The following is a 17722-nucleotide window of genomic DNA, read 5'->3' as shown; positions in this document are numbered from 1 at the left end:
TCCTTCCCATCCCGAACAGGACAGTGAAACGCCTCTGCGCCAATGATAGTGCGGATTCCCGTGTGAAAGTAGGTCATCGTCAGGCTCCCAACGCCAGAAACGCCCAGTCAGTTGACTGGGCGTTTTTTTTTTGTGTTTCAGATGTCGCGGCTGTGTTCAAACAGCCCGTTGATCCATTCGCTTTCACGCTTCTGGATGGCAACCAGGAACATCTTCACTGCATCAGGGTCTTTGGCGAGACTGCCGAAGTGATCGAACCCTGTTTCAAGAAAGCTCTGCAAATTGCCCAGGCCTGCCAGTTCGGCCGGTTTGCGCATCATCTTCAACAACCAACGCAAGCCCACTTTACGGGTCAAGACGCTTAACTCTTGACCGATGCTCAACACCGTGTTGAGTTGCCATTCACGCTTGGGTTGTTGGCCCACCCTGCGCCAACACGCCTGATAACGTGCTGCAGCCGTTGGTAGGTGGTTTAAATCTATCCAGTTCTGGGCCATCTCCAAATCAAGTGCTTCTGTCACATGGTGAAGTTCGGCCAACGTGACGGCAATCTCGACAACCTGCGCAGGGAAGGTGTGCTGGATGGCCGCAGCCACTTTCGCAAACTGGGCGTCACGGTGGCTGTAATCACGTTCGCTGTACAACTCTTCCAGAAAAAAAGTGGCGCAGCCTGAATAGACCGGCGACGCCAACATGTCTTGGTAGGTGTCGGCAAACCGTCTGGCTTGTATCGCCTTGACTTCCGACACAGCGCTGGACAATGCCGGGTTGTGTAAAGCCATCCCGCGCAGCTCGGAGACCTGTGCCAACGCTTCCCTGATTCGTGTGGACGCTTCCATCGGGTACACAGTTTAGGATGCAATGTGAGCCCGTGGTGTGGGAAACACCCCACGTCTTGCTACATTGTTTTGATTTAGTGTGAAGACACTAGTGGAAACCCGTATATTCGCAGGATGCTTGAAACGATCACCTCCACCGACGATACCGAGAGCCGCGCTCGGCCATCCAGGGGTGCGGTGCATCTTGAGAAAACAGCCGTTGTAGCTCGACCTGCGGATCTGATGGTGCCGATACGCTCGCTCGGTGAGAACCATCGCGGTCGAATTGGTGAACATCTTCTGGCCTTGAGTCCCCAGGATCGCTACTTTCGTTTTGGTTTTACCGCCAAAGATGCGCAGGTTCAGGCTTATGTGGATGGCCTTAATTTTGAGCGGGATGAGATTTTTGGCATCTACAACCGGCGCCTCAAGTTGATTGGCATGGCGCATTTGGCGTATTCGAGTACGGATCGTGTCAGCGCTTCTTCTGAGTTTGGTGTGTCGGTTTCAGAGCATGTGCGCGGGCGGGGTTATGGCGCACGCCTGTTCGAGCGCGCGGTCATGCATGCCCGCAACGAAGGTGTGACCGCCATGTATGTGCATGTGCTCAGTGAAAACACTGCGATGCTGAAAATTGCGCGCCGGGGTGGCGCGACGGTTGTGCGTGATGGCTTTGAATCCGAGGCCTACCTGCGCTTGACGCCGGCGACCTTTCAAACCCAGGTGACCGAGATCATGGAGGAGCATTTGGCCCAGGCCAATTACCACCTCAAAGCCCAGGCCAAACAGTTCTGGGACACGATTGGGCGATTCCAGCACGCCTGGCGGCCTGCCAAAGAAGACAGCCCCAGCGAATGATCTGACATGGCGCATGAGGGGTGGCGGCGTAATCCGGTATCCTAGAGGCTTGTTCAACAACCGCATGTCCTGCTGCCTTGGCCGTGTCCGACCCTTACCCTGCCCGTCCTGAACGGGAAGACACCCGCACTTTTTTGCAAAAAGTCGCGGAATTTATCAACCCCGGTCCTGACTCCACCGCCGAGCTCATCGAGACCCTGGTAGATGCTGAACACAATCAGCTCATAGGCGCAGATTCGCGCAAGATGCTTGAAGGTGTCATCCGCATGGCCGAGATGACGGCAGGCGATGTCATGGTGCCCACCCCACGCATGGAGTTGGTCAATATCGAAGACCCCTATGACGTGATGATGCACGGTGTGATTGACACTGCGCATTCACGCTTCCCGGTGTTTGAAGGTGAACGCGAGAACATCATCGGCATCCTGATGGCGAAGGACTTGCTCAAACTTCAGCGCGCGCCTGAGCTCAACATCCGTGCTTTGTTGCGACCGGCGGTGTTTGTGCCCGAGAGCAAAGGCTTGAACGACCTGCTGCGTGATTTTCAGAGCAACCACAACCACCTGGCGATCGTGATTGACGAGTTTGGCCGTGTGGCCGGCCTGATCACCATCGAGGATGTGCTCGAACAGATTGTGGGTGAGATCGAAGACGAGTTTGACCTGGACGATGACGAGGGCGACATCTTCGGCTTGGCAGACCGCACCTACCGCGTCAGTGGTGACACCTTGATCGAACGTGTGGAAGCCACCTTTGGCGTGACCCTCGACAGTACCGACCCCGAAGACGATTTCGAAACCATCGGCGGGCTGATTGCCCACGAGATGGGCCATGTGCCCAAACGGGGTGAACATCACTTCATGTCCGGCTTGGATTTTGCCGTCCTGCACACCAAAGGCGGTGCGGTGAAGTGGTTCAAGGTCTCGCCTGTGCCGCAGAGTCCGGCCTGAGCTTGGGCAGGGCTGGTCTTGTTTGAAACACCGCGTCGTTCGACGCCCTTGATACTCTGGCTGGTTACGCTCGCTGCAGGCGCCTTTCAGGCGGCCAGCTTGGCCTGGCCTTTTGCTACGCCAGACGCGCTCCATATTCTGGGCATCAAACGCGGACAGCCGATCTGGTGGCTGCAGCTGCTGTCTATGGCGGTGCTGGTGGTCTTGCTCACACGATGCCGCACCGCGCGCGAAGCGGCCTGGTGTGGCTGGTTGTTCACGCTGGCCTGGTTGTCACTCACCTTTGCCTGGTTATTTGTGTCCATGCACACCTACGGCGGCTTACCCGCGCCGCTAGCTGTTCTGGCGGTGTTGGCACTGGCAGGGGCCTTGGCTCTGTATTACGCCGCTTTTTCCTGGTTATCTTGGCATCTATCCCTTGTCAATAAAGGGCTGAGTGCTCTTGTTTTTGCATCTTTGTGGTTGCTGGCTGAACTGGCCCGGGGGCAGTGGTTGACCGGTTTTGGCTGGGGGGCGGTGGGCTACGCGCAGCTCAATGGGCCCTTGCAGGCCTGGTTGCCCTGGGTTGGTCTGTACGGTGTGAGCTGGCTGGCCGCCTGGTTGGCTGCCGTGCTGGTGACGCTGCTGGGTGAGGCGCGCGCCAAACACAAAGTGGCCACGGTCCTGCTGGTCTTGGTGATGGGTGGTTTGCCGTTGGTGTTGCCTGCTTCTGCAGGGCTTGATCGAGGCAGCCTCAGCGTCACCTTGTTGCAAGGCAATATCGCCCAAGAGGAGAAGTTTGAGCCCGCCACCGGTGTGCTCAAGGCCTTGCGCTGGTATGGCGCGCAGTTGCAAGCCAGCCCAAGTGAACTGATCATCACGCCCGAAACGGCGATTGCGGTGTTGCCACAACAGTTGCCCGAGGGTTATTGGCAGGCGCTGCAGCAGCGTTTTGCCAGCGGCCAGCAGGCGGCGCTGGTGGGTTTGCCGCTCGGTGGTCTGGCAGAGGGCTATACCAACTCGGTGGTGGGTTTTGCGCCCGGGCAGACTGCCCCCTGGCGCTACGACAAACACCACCTGGTGCCTTTTGGCGAGTTCATCCCGCCGATGTTTCGTTGGTTCACCGACATGATGCAGATCCCGCTGGGCGACTTCAACCGGGGTGGCTTGCCCCAGCCCAGCTTTGATTGGCAAGGGCAGCGTCTGGCCACCAGCATCTGTTTTGAAAACCTGTTCAGCGAAGAGATGGCGACCCAGTTTGTGGATGCGTCAACCGCGCCGACCATCCTGGTCAACCTCAGCAACCTTGGCTGGTTTGGTGAACACCTGGCCATGGACCAGCATTTGTTGATTGCCCGCACCCGCTCGCTCGAATTTGACCGCCCATTTTTGCTGGCCACCAACACCGGGCAAACCGCCATCGTGAGCCGCCAAGGGCAGGTGCTGCAAGCCTTGCCACCCCATACCGCCGCGGCGCTGCATGGCACGGTGCAGGGGCGTTCGGGCATCACACCCTACGCGGCCTGGGTGTCGCGTTTTGGCCAGTGGCCGCTGTGGTTGCTGGCGATCGGCATCGTGTTGGGCGCGACCTGGCGGCGCTGGTCATCACCGCGTTTTTAAATCGGGCGTGTTCGCCCCGGCGCTCGAGAGGTGGGGCCAGACGAAGCCCGTAAAATTGCGGTTTGGCGCACCGTCTGGCGGTGTGTCTGTTTGAAACTCCAAGCGCCAATCAGACCGGCGCAACCCACTTATGTTGACCTTCCAGCAAATCATCTTGAAACTGCAGTCCTACTGGGACGCCCAGGGCTGCGCGTTGTTGCAGCCCTATGACATGGAAGTTGGTGCTGGCACCTCACACACCGCCACGTTTTTGAGGGCCCTGGGGCCGGAGCCCTGGAAGGCCGCGTATGTGCAGCCCAGCCGCCGTCCGAAAGACGGCCGTTATGGCGAAAACCCCAACCGCCTGCAACACTACTACCAGTACCAGGTGGTGCTCAAACCCGCACCGAGCAACATCCTGGAGCTGTACCTGGGCTCCCTCGAAGCCCTGGGTTTTGACCTCAAGAAAAACGACATCCGTTTTGTCGAAGACGACTGGGAAAACCCGACGCTGGGTGCCTGGGGCTTGGGCTGGGAAGTCTGGCTCAACGGCATGGAAGTGACCCAGTTCACCTACTTCCAGCAAGTGGGTGGCATCGACTGCAAACCGATCACCGGTGAAATCACCTACGGCCTGGAGCGCCTGGCGATGTACCTGCAAGGTGTGGACAACGTCTACAACCTGACTTGGACCACGACGGCAGACGGTCGCAAGCTGTCTTACGGCGATGTCTACAAACAAAACGAGATCGAGCAGTCCACCTACAACTTCGAACACAGCGACGCCGACTTTTTGTTCACCGCCTTCACCGCGCATGAAAAACAGGCCAAACACCTGATGGACGTGCAGCTGGCCTTGCCGGCGTATGAACAGGTGCTCAAGTGCGCGCACAGCTTCAACCTGCTGGACGCCCGTGGCGCCATCAGCGTGACCGAACGCGCCGCCTACATCGGCCGCATCCGCAACCTGGCCCGCGGTGTGGCGCAAAGTTACCGCGACAGCCGCGCCCGCCTGGGTTACCCGATGGCCGACAGCCAGATTGCGGCCTTGGTGCTGGGCAACGAGGGCATCGATGCCGTCACCGACACCGCTCGCCAAGCCGAGCTGAGCCGTGCCTTCATGTGGAGTGCGCTGACCGATAAAAACCAAGAGACCCAGAAGGTGGCCCTGTGAGAAACCTGCTCGTTGAACTGTTTGTTGAAGAACTGCCCCCCAAGGCGCTTAAAAAATTGGGTGAAGCTTTTGCCGGCCAGCTGGCTGAGCAATTGCGCGCGCTTGGCCTGGCCAATGGCGTGTCGGTGGTGACACCGTTTGCCTCGCCACGCCGCCTGGCGGCCCACATCACCCATGTGGCGGCCAAAGCGGCTGACAAAGCCGTGCAGCAAAAGCTGATGCCCGTCAGTGTGGGGCTGGATGCCAACGGCCTGGCCACACCCGCGCTGCTCAAGAAGTTGCAAGCCCTGGGTGTCGATGTGTCGGACCCGGTGTTTGCGGTCGCTGGTTTGCGCAAGGCGGTGGATGGCAAAGCCGAGGCCCTGTTTTATGACAGCCAGGTCAGCGGTGCCACGCTGGACGTGGGCCTGCAGCAGGCGCTGGACGTGGCGCTGACCAAGCTGCCCATCCCCAAGGTCATGAGTTACCAGTTGGAAACGGATTGTGAGTTGCCCGGCTGGACCAGCGTCAACTTTGTGCGCCCAGCCCACGGCCTGGTGGCCTTGCATGGTGACACTGTTGTGCCGGTCAAGGTGCTGGGCCTGACAGCTGGCAACAGCACCCAGGGCCACCGTTTTGAAGCGGCCAAGTCGCCGGTGGTGCTCGAAGACGCCGACAGCTACGCCGAGACCCTGCGGGTGGACGGTGCGGTGATCGCCAGTTTTGCCGAACGCCGGGCTGACATCGTTCAACAGTTAAAAGCCGCTGCAGCCCAGGTAGGGCATGGGGTGCGCGCTATTGAAGATGAAGCTTTGCTGGACGAGGTGACGGCGCTGGTGGAGCGCCCCCATGTGCTGGTGTGCCAGTTTGAGCCGCAGTATCTGGATGTGCCACAAGAGTGCCTGATTCTGACCATGAAGGCCAACCAGAAGTATTTCCCGCTGCTCGATGCACAGGGCAAGCTCACCAACCAGTTCCTGGTGGTCAGCAACATCAACCCGCAGGATGCCAGCGCGGTGGTGGGTGGCAACGAGCGTGTGGTGCGCCCGCGCCTGGCCGATGCCAAGTTCTTTTACGACCAGGACCGCAAAAAGACCCTGGCTTCACGTGTGGCCGGGCTCGACAAGGTGGTCTACCACAACAAACTCGGCACCCAGGGTGAGCGCATGGGGCGTGTCTGCGACATTGCGCGTGCCATTGCTGAGCTGCTGGTTTCCACCGGCGCCGGGTCTGATCTGGTGACAACGGCCGACACCGCCGCGCGCCTGGCCAAGACCGATTTGCTGACCGACATGGTGGGTGAGTTCCCTGAGTTGCAGGGCATCATGGGTGCTTATTACGCCCTCAATGACGGCTTGAGCTTGGAGGTGGCCCAAGCCATTGAAGACCACTACAAACCCCGTTTTGCCGGTGACGATCTGCCCCGCAATCTGACCGGTGTGGTGGTGGCCCTGGCCGACAAGTTGGAGACCCTGGTCGGGATGTTTGGCATTGGCAACCTGCCTACCGGCGACAAAGACCCGTTTGCGCTGCGCCGCCACGCCTTAGGCATTGTTCGTTTGATCATTGAAAACGACTTGTCGATTGATTTGTTCAGTCAAGTGATAGATGTGAGTCTTATGTTTCAAGCGTTTTTCAGAGCAAGAGCTGAAACGGCAGAAAGCAACTTGGACAAAGCGCTGTATCAAATGTGGAGCAGCGAGAGCGAAGTCCAAAAAACTTCCTTCGGGGTACAGAAATTTTTAGAAGATCGATTGAGCGGCTATTTGCGAGAGAAAGGCTACTCTGCGAAAGAAGTTGAAGCAGTGCTGGCTGTCCCTGATAGTTTTTCTAAAAATGTTATTCGTAAAGCTGAAGCGGTGCGCGCTTTTGCCGCGTTGCCTGAAGCCCCGGCACTCGCCGCAGCCAACAAACGCATCAGCAACATCCTGAAAAAAGCCGACGCCGCTGCGGTGGCCGATGCCCATGTCAGTGAACTGCTGCTGCAAGAAGCTGCCGAACAAGCGCTTTACGCCGCCATGCAGGACATCACTCCACGTGCCCAAGCCCAGCTGGACGCCGGTGACTACGCGACCTCCTTGCAAACCCTGGCCGCTTTGCGTGTGCCGGTGGACGCGTTTTTTGAGGACGTGATGGTCAACGCCGAGGCGCTGGACCTGCGCCTGAACCGCCTGGGTCTGCTCAAAACCCTGCACCAGGCGATGAACCAGGTGGCTGACCTGTCGCGCCTGGCGGCCTGATCCCAACAAGGCGACAACACACCATGACACCCCACAAACTGGTCATTCTGGACCGAGACGGCACCATCAACGTCGACAGCCTGGACTACATCAAGTCGGCCGCCGAGTGGCAGGCTTTGCCTGGCGCGCTCGAAGCCATTGCCCGGCTCAACCACGCGGGCTGGCATGTGGTGGTGGTGTCCAACCAGTCGGGCCTGGGGCGCGGGTTGTTCGAGGTGTCGGACCTCAACGAGATCCACGCCAAGTTGCACCAGGAACTGGCCGACGTGGGTGGGCGTATTGACGCCATCTTTTATTGCCCCCATTCACCCGACGATGCCTGCAGCTGCCGCAAACCGGCGCCGGGCCTGTTTGAGCAGGTGGGTGAGCGCTACGGCATCCACCTCAAAGGGGTGCCTGCGGTGGGTGACTCGGCGCGCGACCTGGTCGCGGCGGTGGCGGTGGGTTGTGAGCCGCACCTGGTGCTCACCGGCAAGGGTGAGGTCCACAAAGGCCGCAGCCTGCCCGATGTGTTTCCGGCCCAGACTGTGGTGCATGCCGATTTGTCGGCCTTTGTTGATCACCTGTTGGCCCGTGAAGCCGAGGCCAGTTGATGGGGTCAGACGTGTCTGTGCGTGGGTGTTGGAAGAATATGAAATTGATAGCTATCAGCCCTTTATCTATAAGGGCTAGCGCCCAAAAAGGCTTGTGATGGCCTGGATTCGTTCGGTGTTGCATTTGCTGTGGATGGCCATCACGGTCATTCCCTGGACCATCGGCGTTGTGCTGGTGTCTTTCGTGGCTTCTCGGGCCTCGGCCTGGTGGGTGGCGGTGAACTGGTTTCGTGTCGTGATGTGGGGCACCCGGGTGATTCTGGGGGTGCGCATGGAGGTGCAGGGGTACGAGAACCTGCCTCTGGGCAAAGCCAGCGCTGCGGTGTTGTTGTCCAAACACCAGTCCACGCTCGAGACACTGTGGCTGCCCACGATCATGCCGCACCCGCTGGCCTTTGTGTTCAAGCGTGAGTTACTCAAGATCCCGTTTTTTGGCTGGTCCATGGCGCGCCTGGACATGATCCACATCAACCGCGAGTCGCGCACCGTGGCCATGAAACATGTGATCGAACAGGGCAAACGCCTGCTCGGCCAGGGCACCTGGGTCATGATGTTCCCCGAAGGCACCCGCATGCCACGCGGTGAAGAGGGCACCTACCAGACGGCCGGCACACGGCTGGCGGTAGAAAGTGGTGCGCCCGTGGTGCCGATTGCGGTGGCCACCGCCCGCTGCTGGCCCAAGCAGGGCTTTGTGAAACACCCCGGTGTGGTGCGGGTGTCGATTGGCCCGCTGATGGAGAGCACCGGGCGCGACCCCAAAGCCCTGATGCGTGAGGCCCAAGCCTGGATCGAGGCCGAAATGCGCCGCATTGACCCCGAGGCCTATTCTTGACAGGCCCGACCCGCTTGTCTGCAATGCACCCTCTGCTGCGCTTCACGCTCGATCTGTTTGAGCCAAATCAGCCCCCGGCCCAGGTGGAAAAAGGGCCAGTAGCTCCCAAAAAAGCAGCAGACTTCAGCCACCCCCAGGCCAACCGCGAGGTGCTGCTGGGCCAGACCCGGGTGGCCTATGCCTTTAACCGGGGCCAGCGACGCAGCATCGGCTTCAGCGTCAGCGTGGACGGTCTGGCGGTGCGCGCCCCCAAATGGGTCACCCTGCGCGATGTGGATGCCGCACTACAGGCCAAAGCCAGCTGGATTCTGCGCAAGTTGCACGACAGCCGCGAGCGCCAGACCCGCCTGGCCGACCAGCACATCGTTTGGCAGGACGGCGCCGAGCTGCCGTTTCTGGGCCAAACCCTGGTCCTGCGGCTGGACCCCGAACACCGCTTTGGCGCCGCTGGCGCCCAGCTGTTGACCGAGGACGTGGCCGCAGCGCCCGACCAAGCTGCGCAGACGCGCCAGGTCTTGTGCATCAGTCTGTCGCGCCAGGCCACGCCTGAGCAGATCCGCGACGTGGTGCAAGCCTGGCTGATGCGCCAGGCCAAGCGTATTTTTCAGGAGCGGCTCGACCACTTTGCGCCGTTGCTCGGTGTGCAGTGGAAGAAGCTGGCCTTGAGCAACGCGGGCACGCGCTGGGGCAGTGCGCGTGTGGATGGCTCGATCCGCCTGAACTGGCGGCTGGTGCATTTCAAGATGTCGGTGCTGGACTATGTGGTGGCCCATGAACTGAGCCACCTGCGGGTGATGGACCACAGCCCCCGCTTCTGGGACACCGTGCGCACTCTGGTGCCCGACTACGCCGCGCAACGCGCTTTGCTCAAAAGTGAGGCTGTGCCTAAGTGGGATTGAGGTGGGCGCATCTTGAGGATCTTTTTTTGATTTATGGATGAAAATGGCCTCTGGCCCTTTTGAGGTAAGGGCTGGTAGCTATTGATTAAGTAGTGTTGATCTGTGGCACTTGGCGCTTGGGTAAGCGTGGCGCCAGGCGGGTAGCGGGGTTGGCGTATTGGGCATCACCGACGTGGCATGTGCCCGCTTTATGCGGCCTCTGCGTGCAGGCGAACGCCAAGCGCTCGAGCCACCTTCAGGACCGTTGCGAAGCTTGGGTTTCCGTTTTCGCTGAGCGCCTTGTAGAGACTTTCCCGGCTCAAGCCAGCGTCGCGTGCGACCTGCGTCATGCCTTTGGCGCGGGCGATATCGCCGAGTGCTCTTGCAATGCCTGCGGCATCATCAGGCGCCTCCACCAACCAAGCATCCAGGTACGCCGCCATCTCTTCAGGTGTGCGCAGTTGTTGCGCCACGTCGTAGGCTAACGTTTTTGTTTTCTGCGTTGTCTTAGCTTTGGTCATTTCGGTACTCCTAGAGGTTTCGGGCGAGCGCAATAGCTGCCTTGATGTCTTGTGCCTGATTCGACTTGTCTCCACCAACCAGAAGAACGATGAGTTCGCCATTCCTTTCGGTGTAATAAACCCGGTAGCCAGGCCCCACGTCGATCTTCAGCTCGGAGACACCATCAGTCAGGTTGCGATGCTGGCCCGGGTTCCCGTGGGCAAGCCTGTCGACTCGAACCTGTATGCGTGCTCGGGTGGTGCGGTCTTTGAGCCCGTTGATCCAATCTCGGTAGACCTCAGTGATCTGAATTCGCATACCGTACTGTATTCTATGGGATACAAATGGTCAAGCTTTGGTTTCCAGTGATGTCCAACGGAGAGCACCGGGCACGACCCCAAAGCCCTGATGCGTGAAGCGCAAAGCTGGATCGAGGCCGACATGCGCCGCATTGACCCCGAGGCCTATTCTTGACCGATGATGTTTGGCGTTTGGGTAAGCGTGGCGCCAGGCGGGTAGCGGGGTTACCGTTCTCCGGCCCCCTCGCGGGCGACGGTTTGGGTGAGCTGCTTGTTCGGGTCTCGCCACCGGGGTAGTTTGCCGACGATGTCACCACGCGAATGGGTTCTGCGCCCGGCAACCCCGCTACCCGCCTTCAACGGATTTGGAGGCGTTGCAGCGACCGGTTGAATCCAAGGCTGGAGACGGGTATTGAATGCAAGCCACCAGAGTGTGCCTAAACCCTTTTTGTGGCGGGCCCTAGTCCCGATCCCGGTCGGCGGCATAGCGCCCTGAGCAGTAATAGCAGCGGTACTCCACGCCGTGTTCGTCATCCCAAGTTTCTAGGTCGCCGGACGTCATATGCGCGCCGCAGATCGAGCAGTTGGCAGGCAAATCATCCCCATCTTCGTTTTCGCAGAAAGTACAGCGATAGCCCGTTCCAGATTTCTCGTTGACCACCATCGTGTGGTTGCCGCATGCCTCGCAATCCATGCGGACAGGGTCGCCTTCAGGATCCGTCGGGTCGATGGGGTTCGCCTCCTCAAACTCATCAGCCTTCCTGAGGGCATCGTGTAGCTTGAACTGGTACTCGTTGGAGAGAACAGAGAAGATTGCCTTTGTGTTTTCCGGCATTCGCTTCTCAACGTCTACGACACCGTAGTAGTCGAGGAATTCCAGAACAGAGCGGAAAAGACGGCCGATGGCGATCCGAGCAGTAGGCACGTCCATCTCGAACTTGTGGTGCTCAATGTCGTTCCGTAGCTTCTTCAGCCACTCCAAATCCTTCCTGAAATCTCCAGCAACGGCGTCCTTCTCTTCGTTGTTAATGAAGTTGACCGCCTCCCACAGGCCGATGGTCTTCGCAGTCGCCGGGTCGATCTTTGCAGCGAAAGGGTTGGCGTAGATCAGCAACGGGTGCTTCTCGGTGATGTGGTGCTTGAAGATCAGTTCAATGAAGTGCGCCATGTGGAGCACGCAGAACTTGTAGGCCTTCTGGTCACCTTTGTCACCCTCTTGGAACTTCTTCAGCGCCTCTTCCAGGCTGTCCATCGCGTTGCCAAGCAAGTCCAGCTTATGGCTCATGTGATCTCCCTCCAATCGTTGTCTTTCGATAATAGACGCTAGCCACAGACCAGCGTTCGTTTCCGCCGCACAGCGTGTGCCCCCTCGCTCAACACGCCATCGTTCTCTCCGCTGACTCCATGGGATCGAAATGCTGGCGTTTTTGCGCCAGATGTGATGGCTTCTCCAGCTGGAACACGCCGTCATCCCATCCTCAAAATTTGTACGCCATAATCCGGCCAATAGTTGACGTTTACGTCAACGTCAGAAGACCTTGTTCACCCGAATTTTTCCTTTCATGTCACAGACTTACAGCATCAGCGACCTGGCCAAAGAATTTGACCTCACCACACGGGCCATGCGTTTTTATGAAGACATGGGCTTGCTGCAACCCGAGCGCACAGGCCCCGGCGGGCGCAACCGCATCTACAGCGGGCGTGACCGCACACGCCTCAAACTCACGCTGCGCGCCAAACGGCTGGGCTTGTCCCTGACCGACGCCAAAGACATCATCGACATGTACGACAGCCCGCGCGACACTGCCGCGCAGCTGGAGCGGTTTCTGCAGGTGCTGGGCCAGCAGCAACAGCTGCTGGAGGCGCAGATGACAGACATCCAGGCCAATCTGGACGAGATCAAGGTGCACCAGCGTGAAGCCAAAACCCTGTTGGCCAAAGCCTTGCGCCAGCCCGCCACCCAGCCCGCCTCTTCCCGTGAATCCAGCCCCTCAACCCCTCAGCCCACCCACAGCCCATGACACAACCCACCACCCCCACCGAGACCCCTTTGCAACGTGTGCAGCGCAGCCTGGAGCGCCAGGGCCTGATGCGCCACCTGGGGGCCGAACTGCTGCGTGTGGTGCCGGGGGAATGTGTCGTCACCCTGCCTTTTTCTGACAAGGCCAGCCAGCAACATGGCTCGTTCCACGGCGGGGCGGTGGGTGCGCTGGCTGACATCGCCGGGGGTTACGCCGCGCTGACCGTGGCGCCACCCGACACCGAGGTGGTCAGCCTGGAGTACAAGATCAATTTTCTGGCGGCCTGCCACGGTGGGGAGTTGTGCGCCACCGGCCGGGTGGTCAAGAACGGCAAACGCGTCATTGTCACCAGCGCCGAGGTCAGCCACATTGGCGACGACGGTACCCAGACCCTGTGTGCGGTGATGCAGCAGACCGTGATGCCGGTGCCCAAAAACTACTAAAAAACCTGGACCCGAGGAGACAACCCCATGAACAACCTGCCCGGACTCAACTTTCAGCTTGGTGAAGACGTTGACGCGCTGCGTGATGCAGTGCGCGACTTTGCCCAGACCGAGATCGCACCCCGTGCGGCCGAGATCGATCGTACCGACCAGTTCCCGATGGACCTGTGGCCCAAGATGGGCGCCCTCGGTGTGCTGGGCATCACCGTGGGTGAAGAATATGGCGGCGCCAACATGGGTTACCTGGCGCACATGGTGGCGATGGAAGAAATCAGCCGCGCCAGCGCCTCGGTGGGCCTGAGCTACGGCGCGCACAGCAACCTGTGTGTGAACCAGATCAAACGCAACGGCACCGAAGCCCAACGTGCCAAGTACCTGCCCAAGCTGATCAGTGGTGAACATGTCGGTGCGCTGGCCATGAGTGAGCCTGGTGCGGGCAGTGATGTGATCAGCATGAAACTCAAGGCGCAGGACAAGGGCGGTTACTACCTGCTCAACGGCAGCAAGATGTGGATCACCAACGGCCCCGATGCAGACACCCTGGTGGTCTACGCCAAAACCGAACCGGAACTCGGCGCGCGTGGTGTCACCGCGTTTCTGATCGAGAAGGGTATGCCGGGTTTCAGTGTGGCGCAAAAGCTCGACAAACTCGGCATGCGTGGCAGCCACACGGGGGAACTCGTTTTTAACAACGTCGAGGTGCCCGAGTCGCACATCCTGGGCGGCCTCAACCAGGGTGCCAAGGTGCTCATGAGCGGGCTGGACTACGAGCGCGCGGTGCTCACTGGCGGGCCACTGGGCATCATGCAAAGTGTGATGGACAACGTGGTGCCTTACATCCACGATCGCAAGCAGTTTGGCCAGAGCATTGGTGAGTTCCAGCTGATCCAGGGCAAGGTGGCCGACATGTACACCGTGCTGCAGGCCGGTCGTTCATTCGCCTACACCGTGGCCAAGAACCTCGACATGCTGGGCCTAGAACATGTGCGCCAGGTGCGCAAGGACTGTGCCTCGGTGATCCTGTGGTGCGCTGAAAAAGCCACCTGGATGGCGGGGGAGGGGGTACAGATTTTTGGTGGCAACGGCTACATCAACGAATACCCGCTGGGCCGCTTGTGGCGCGACGCCAAGTTGTATGAGATTGGCGCGGGCACCAGTGAGATCCGGCGCATGTTGATTGGGCGCGAGCTGTTTGCTGAGACCTGTTGAGCGCCTAACCTGGGCCGAGGAGGATGGGGTCGGAGCTGGCCCATGGCGCCAAGGGGATTGAGGTTATAGGGCAGCTGACATGTTCGCGCAAGGTCCTCTAGGCAAAATGACAGACTGATCTCAGCCTTTCATACTTAAAAAAGTCAAACCATGTCTTCCCTGCAGAACCTTCTCGACAACAACCGCCTCTGGGCCGCCAACATGCAGTTGCAGCGCCCCGGTTTTTTTGACCGCTTGGCCAAACAGCAGGCGCCCAAATACCTGTGGATCGGCTGTGCCGACAGCCGGGTACCGGCCAACGAAATCACCGGCCTGGACCCCGGCGAGGTGTTTGTGCACCGCAATATCGCCAATGTGGTGGTGCACTCGGACCTCAACGCGCTGTCGGTCATCCAGTACGCGGTGGACCACCTCAAGGTGGAGCACATCATGGTGGTGGGCCATTACGGCTGCGGCGGTGTGCTGGCCGCCTTGCGCGGCACCCGCGTGGGCCTGGCCGACAACTGGCTGCGCCATGTGCACGATGTGAAACTGCGCCACCGCCGCCGGCTCGACCACCTGGCGCCGGCGCAGCAGGAAGACGTCTTGTGTGAGATGAATGTGATCGAACAGGTGGCCAATGTGGCGCTGTCCAATGTGCTGCAGGACGCCTGGGCGCGTGGCCAGAAAGTGGCGGTGCACGGCTGGTGTTACGGCCTGAAAGACGGTCTGGTCAACGACCTGGGTGTCACCATGCAGGGCAGCCACGAGGTGACCGACATTTTTGTCAAGGCCTTCAAGCGCTACCCGCGCCCGGGGCTGTAGGCCTGGCCACCAGTCGGTTGTTGATAAAAATGCGTTGTTGAAGCGCGGCGAGATAAATAGACCTTGAAACGCGAGATAAATGTACCTGGGAAGGTGTTTCGCGTCAGGAAAGCAAATTACACGTTAAGAAATACAGAGTCTATCGTGCAGTTGACGCATCAAACGGAACAGCTGGAGCCTCTGTCACTGAACCGCTCGATCCCTTGGGAACCATATAAAAGCGCTCCGAAGGTTTGCTTTGTCCGGCAACAACGTTTCTGAGCGACTCAACTGCAGCGGCAATGCCACCAGAAGCCCTGGTCTTTTCGACCATCAGAATGGGCATCCAGCCCATAGCGCAACCGTGCTCATCCATCACAGCGCCGGTCTGTGGGTTTTGGCCCGCAAGCTGGATGAACCAAGCGCACCGGTACACCTTGCCGTCGCGGGGGTCTTCGCACTTGTGGCCAAGAGGGCAAGTCAATACAGTCTCTGCTTTGCCACTCATGACAGCTCCAGTTCAGTAGGGCCAGCAACGACCGGGGTAGGCGCCCAGCTCATGTCCTTGGGGCGCACCACCCATTCATCAAGTTCCGGGTCAAACGCGGCTTCTTGACCTTCTGGCAAACCCTCAGGCGGCACCTTTAGTGTGGTCCGGGGTGGTAGGTGAACTTTTTTCGGGTCGATTACCAAAAACTGGTAGGGGCCAATGTAGCCCCCGGTGTCGCCCCATTGGTATCCAGTGACCATGGCCATACTTAGTCCTTTTCGCAGATGATCAAAGAAAGGTAGCGAGGCGCCCAGTTTGTTGGACTGGATCCACCATCTGTGCTGCCCGAGTGGGTGTGGTTAGCACTCGCACCAGAAAGCGATATGCCCGTCGACGCGCCGCTAGTGGATGTGCCTACGTTGCTGCTGCTGGCACCAGCACCGTAGCCGCCGCCAGTACCCGGCCCCATGTAATAGCCACCGGGAATTGAGTGGCCGTGACCTGGGTCATAAACGGTATGGCTATGGTCTGCGCTCTGATTCCCAGTGCTGAATCCATGTGTGTGGGCTGGCACAACGTTGTTAAGAATTGGGCTGTGTGTGCCACCCACGCCACCACCAGCGGTTTTGACCACCCGAAGCATCCGGTTGTCGACGGTGTCACTTGTGTCTTGGGTCCAGCCCAATGGCGCGGTCGCCATGGCAAATGGCATGCGGGTGCCAGCATCAAATTCACCATAAGTAGTGCCGGTTCCGCCTTGTTCTGGTGACAGCGGTGTGGTCAGCCCTGTCATTTCCGTGATCGTGCTGTTGACGCCGCGCTCTGCAGCATTCAAGTTTTCGCGAGCACCGGCCGCTGATGTTGCACCAGTGCCGCCTGCGGCAACAGGAACAATAACATCCTCAGCGCTTGGATCCATACCAGCAGCAACAGCTGCGATGGCTGCCGAGGCAGCAGCACTTGCTGCTGATGCCCCGGCCTCTGTGGCGCTGGTGGCCGCATCTTCTGCGCTTGCCTGGGCCTGTAAAGCGTTTGCATGTGTGGCCTCGGCCAGCGCATTCCCTTCTGGTTGCAAATGGTCTTTCTGCCAGGCCAAAAACGCTTCAAACTGCTGATCAAACGTAGCTTCGGGGTCACTTGACGAAGGAACAACCGGGCCAGGCGTAATGGGTGATGGTGTGACAACTGACATTTAAACAACTCCCTCAACATAAATTGACGCTACGGCATGACCAGCGTTGTAGACCACGGGGCCCTTGGTGATAAAACCAAAAGCACTCAGGCCAGAAAACTTACCGGTCAGGTCTGCCAACACCCCCACCGGCCGCTCCAACAACTGTTCAAGATCCTGCACAGCGCGATCGGCCTCAGAAAGGTCAATAAAGACCTCCAGAGACAAGTCCTTGCTTGAGCCGCGCACGATGGTGACTTGCGTTCCGTCATCCTGAGTTTTTCGATATGTGTATGTCTTGGGGATGGCACTCGCACCCTTTTTAGTCCCTCCCCGTTTAGACCCGTGCAAAGCCCGCAGCTTGCCTATCTCAATAAGACCAACTGCTCGGGTGTTACTGCCCGTGGCACTGACGGTGATGGTGATCTCGGCATTCGAACGTATAGGCAGACCAGTAAGCACCAGCACGGTCCTGGCTCTGCGATCGCCAAAGGCGTAATCCCAAAAGCCGGTGGCCGCCTGCTTTAGCGCAAAGGTCTTGGCAGGGTAGATGACGGCCCCACCCGGGGCGTCTTTGATGCTGACAGTCACAGTTTTGCCAAGCAGCCCGCGAAGCATCAACGCATTGACAAATCGCCCGCGCAACACATAGGTAATGTCTGCTGTGGTGCTGGTGGCGGCGGTGTTGGTGTAGATGTCAAACGGGGCCATGCGGTTGGTGGGGCGCATGTTTGTCCAACCTGTGGGGTCTTGCTCCGGGCTGATGCTGCTGGCAGTAGCCACAGTGCGTTTGTACACGCGATGGGTGGCCACCACATGGCACAGGTAGCCCACAGCGTAGGTGCCAGCAGTCCACACGGGCGTGGGGTCTTCGGCTAGGGTGGTGCCTGCAAGCAGTTGGTCTG

Annotated in this window: 20 protein-coding genes; 12 read left to right on the top strand and 8 right to left on the bottom strand. The window is 59.3% G+C overall.

Annotated elements, in window-relative coordinates; genetic code table 11:
• Window positions 1-137: 137 nt before the first annotated feature.
• Window positions 138-839, bottom strand: coding sequence for a hypothetical protein (locus tag FDG13_RS04960; RefSeq protein ID WP_180125711.1), 702 nt, complete (start codon window positions 837-839; stop codon window positions 138-140).
• Between the two features lie 114 nt (window positions 840-953).
• Here FDG13_RS04960 and FDG13_RS04955 point away from each other — a divergent pair, with 114 nt between their 5' ends.
• The 8 genes from FDG13_RS04955 (at window position 954) to FDG13_RS04920 (ending at window position 9921) form a co-directional block, all read left to right on the top strand.
• Window positions 954-1676: a GNAT family N-acetyltransferase gene (locus tag FDG13_RS04955; RefSeq protein WP_180125691.1), complete on the top strand. Its 723-nt coding sequence runs from the start codon at window positions 954-956 to the stop codon at window positions 1674-1676.
• 83 nt (window positions 1677-1759) lie between these two features.
• The gene (locus FDG13_RS04950; RefSeq protein ID WP_180125690.1) at window positions 1760-2626 is read left to right on the top strand and encodes a transporter associated domain-containing protein; all 867 of its coding nucleotides are present in this window, start codon (window positions 1760-1762) and stop codon (window positions 2624-2626) included.
• Window positions 2627-2644: 18 nt separating this feature from the next.
• A complete protein-coding gene (lnt, locus tag FDG13_RS04945; protein WP_255435094.1) occupies window positions 2645-4225 on the top strand; it encodes an apolipoprotein N-acyltransferase in 1581 nt (526 codons plus the stop codon).
• Between the two features lie 130 nt (window positions 4226-4355).
• Entirely contained in the window at window positions 4356-5378 is a 1023-nt protein-coding gene (gene glyQ / locus FDG13_RS04940; protein WP_255435093.1) for a glycine--tRNA ligase subunit alpha, read from the top strand.
• The gene (glyS, locus tag FDG13_RS04935) at window positions 5375-7597 is read left to right on the top strand and encodes a glycine--tRNA ligase subunit beta (RefSeq protein ID WP_180125689.1); all 2223 of its coding nucleotides are present in this window, start codon (window positions 5375-5377) and stop codon (window positions 7595-7597) included. Before glyQ ends, glyS begins: the two co-directional genes overlap by 4 nt.
• Before the next feature lie 23 nt (window positions 7598-7620).
• The gene (gene gmhB, locus FDG13_RS04930) at window positions 7621-8190 is read left to right on the top strand and encodes a D-glycero-beta-D-manno-heptose 1,7-bisphosphate 7-phosphatase (protein ID WP_180125688.1); all 570 of its coding nucleotides are present in this window, start codon (window positions 7621-7623) and stop codon (window positions 8188-8190) included.
• 97 nt (window positions 8191-8287) lie between these two features.
• A complete protein-coding gene (locus FDG13_RS04925) occupies window positions 8288-9022 on the top strand; it encodes a 1-acyl-sn-glycerol-3-phosphate acyltransferase (RefSeq protein ID WP_180125687.1) in 735 nt (244 codons plus the stop codon).
• 23 nt (window positions 9023-9045) lie between these two features.
• Complete coding sequence (locus tag FDG13_RS04920; protein ID WP_180125686.1) at window positions 9046-9921, top strand: M48 family metallopeptidase; 876 nt, start codon at window positions 9046-9048, stop codon at window positions 9919-9921.
• A 188-nt stretch (window positions 9922-10109) separates the two neighbouring features.
• Here FDG13_RS04920 and FDG13_RS04915 read toward each other — a convergent pair whose 3' ends face one another.
• The 3 genes from FDG13_RS04915 to FDG13_RS04905 all read right to left on the bottom strand — a co-directional run bounded on the left by FDG13_RS04915 (window position 10110) and on the right by FDG13_RS04905 (window position 11985).
• Complete coding sequence (locus FDG13_RS04915) at window positions 10110-10421, bottom strand: addiction module antidote protein (protein WP_180125685.1); 312 nt, start codon at window positions 10419-10421, stop codon at window positions 10110-10112.
• A gap of 10 nt (window positions 10422-10431) precedes the next feature.
• Window positions 10432-10719, bottom strand: a complete 288-nt coding sequence (locus FDG13_RS04910) for a type II toxin-antitoxin system RelE/ParE family toxin (RefSeq protein WP_180125684.1) — start codon at window positions 10717-10719, stop codon at window positions 10432-10434.
• 441 nt (window positions 10720-11160) lie between these two features.
• Entirely contained in the window at window positions 11161-11985 is an 825-nt protein-coding gene (locus tag FDG13_RS04905) for a hypothetical protein (RefSeq protein WP_180125683.1), read from the bottom strand.
• 277 nt (window positions 11986-12262) lie between these two features.
• Here FDG13_RS04905 and FDG13_RS04900 point away from each other — a divergent pair, with 277 nt between their 5' ends.
• The 4 genes from FDG13_RS04900 (at window position 12263) to can (ending at window position 15177) form a co-directional block, all read left to right on the top strand.
• Complete coding sequence (locus tag FDG13_RS04900) at window positions 12263-12721, top strand: MerR family DNA-binding transcriptional regulator (RefSeq protein WP_180125682.1); 459 nt, start codon at window positions 12263-12265, stop codon at window positions 12719-12721.
• Complete coding sequence (locus FDG13_RS04895) at window positions 12718-13164, top strand: PaaI family thioesterase (RefSeq protein ID WP_255435092.1); 447 nt, start codon at window positions 12718-12720, stop codon at window positions 13162-13164. Before FDG13_RS04900 ends, FDG13_RS04895 begins: the two co-directional genes overlap by 4 nt.
• Before the next feature lie 27 nt (window positions 13165-13191).
• Window positions 13192-14373: an isovaleryl-CoA dehydrogenase gene (locus FDG13_RS04890; RefSeq protein WP_180125681.1), complete on the top strand. Its 1182-nt coding sequence runs from the start codon at window positions 13192-13194 to the stop codon at window positions 14371-14373.
• A 150-nt stretch (window positions 14374-14523) separates the two neighbouring features.
• A complete protein-coding gene (gene can / locus FDG13_RS04885; RefSeq protein WP_180125680.1) occupies window positions 14524-15177 on the top strand; it encodes a carbonate dehydratase in 654 nt (217 codons plus the stop codon).
• Between the two features lie 139 nt (window positions 15178-15316).
• On the opposite strand, the gene FDG13_RS04880 is transcribed toward can, so the two are convergent.
• The 4 genes from FDG13_RS04880 to FDG13_RS04865 are packed head-to-tail and all read right to left on the bottom strand — an operon-like array spanning window position 15317 to window position 17546.
• Entirely contained in the window at window positions 15317-15664 is a 348-nt protein-coding gene (locus FDG13_RS04880; RefSeq protein WP_180125679.1) for a hypothetical protein, read from the bottom strand.
• Window positions 15661-15912 (bottom strand): hypothetical protein, encoded by a 252-nt coding sequence (locus tag FDG13_RS04875; protein ID WP_180125678.1) that lies wholly within the window; start codon window positions 15910-15912, stop codon window positions 15661-15663. Before FDG13_RS04875 ends, FDG13_RS04880 begins: the two co-directional genes overlap by 4 nt.
• A gap of 2 nt (window positions 15913-15914) precedes the next feature.
• Window positions 15915-16838 (bottom strand): hypothetical protein, encoded by a 924-nt coding sequence (locus FDG13_RS04870; protein ID WP_180125677.1) that lies wholly within the window; start codon window positions 16836-16838, stop codon window positions 15915-15917.
• On the bottom strand, window positions 16839-17546 hold the full coding sequence (locus tag FDG13_RS04865; protein ID WP_180125676.1) for a hypothetical protein: 708 nt from the start codon (window positions 17544-17546) through the stop codon (window positions 16839-16841). It lies immediately after the preceding gene.
• Window positions 17547-17722: the final 176 nt, after the last annotated feature.

Origin of the sequence: Rhodoferax sp. BLA1 (assembly GCF_013416775.1) — a bacterium.
Taxonomy (GTDB): Bacteria; Pseudomonadota; Gammaproteobacteria; order Burkholderiales; family Burkholderiaceae_C; genus Rhodoferax.
Note: the sequence above shows the minus strand (reverse complement) of the source record. Positions and strands in the feature narration are given on the sequence as shown.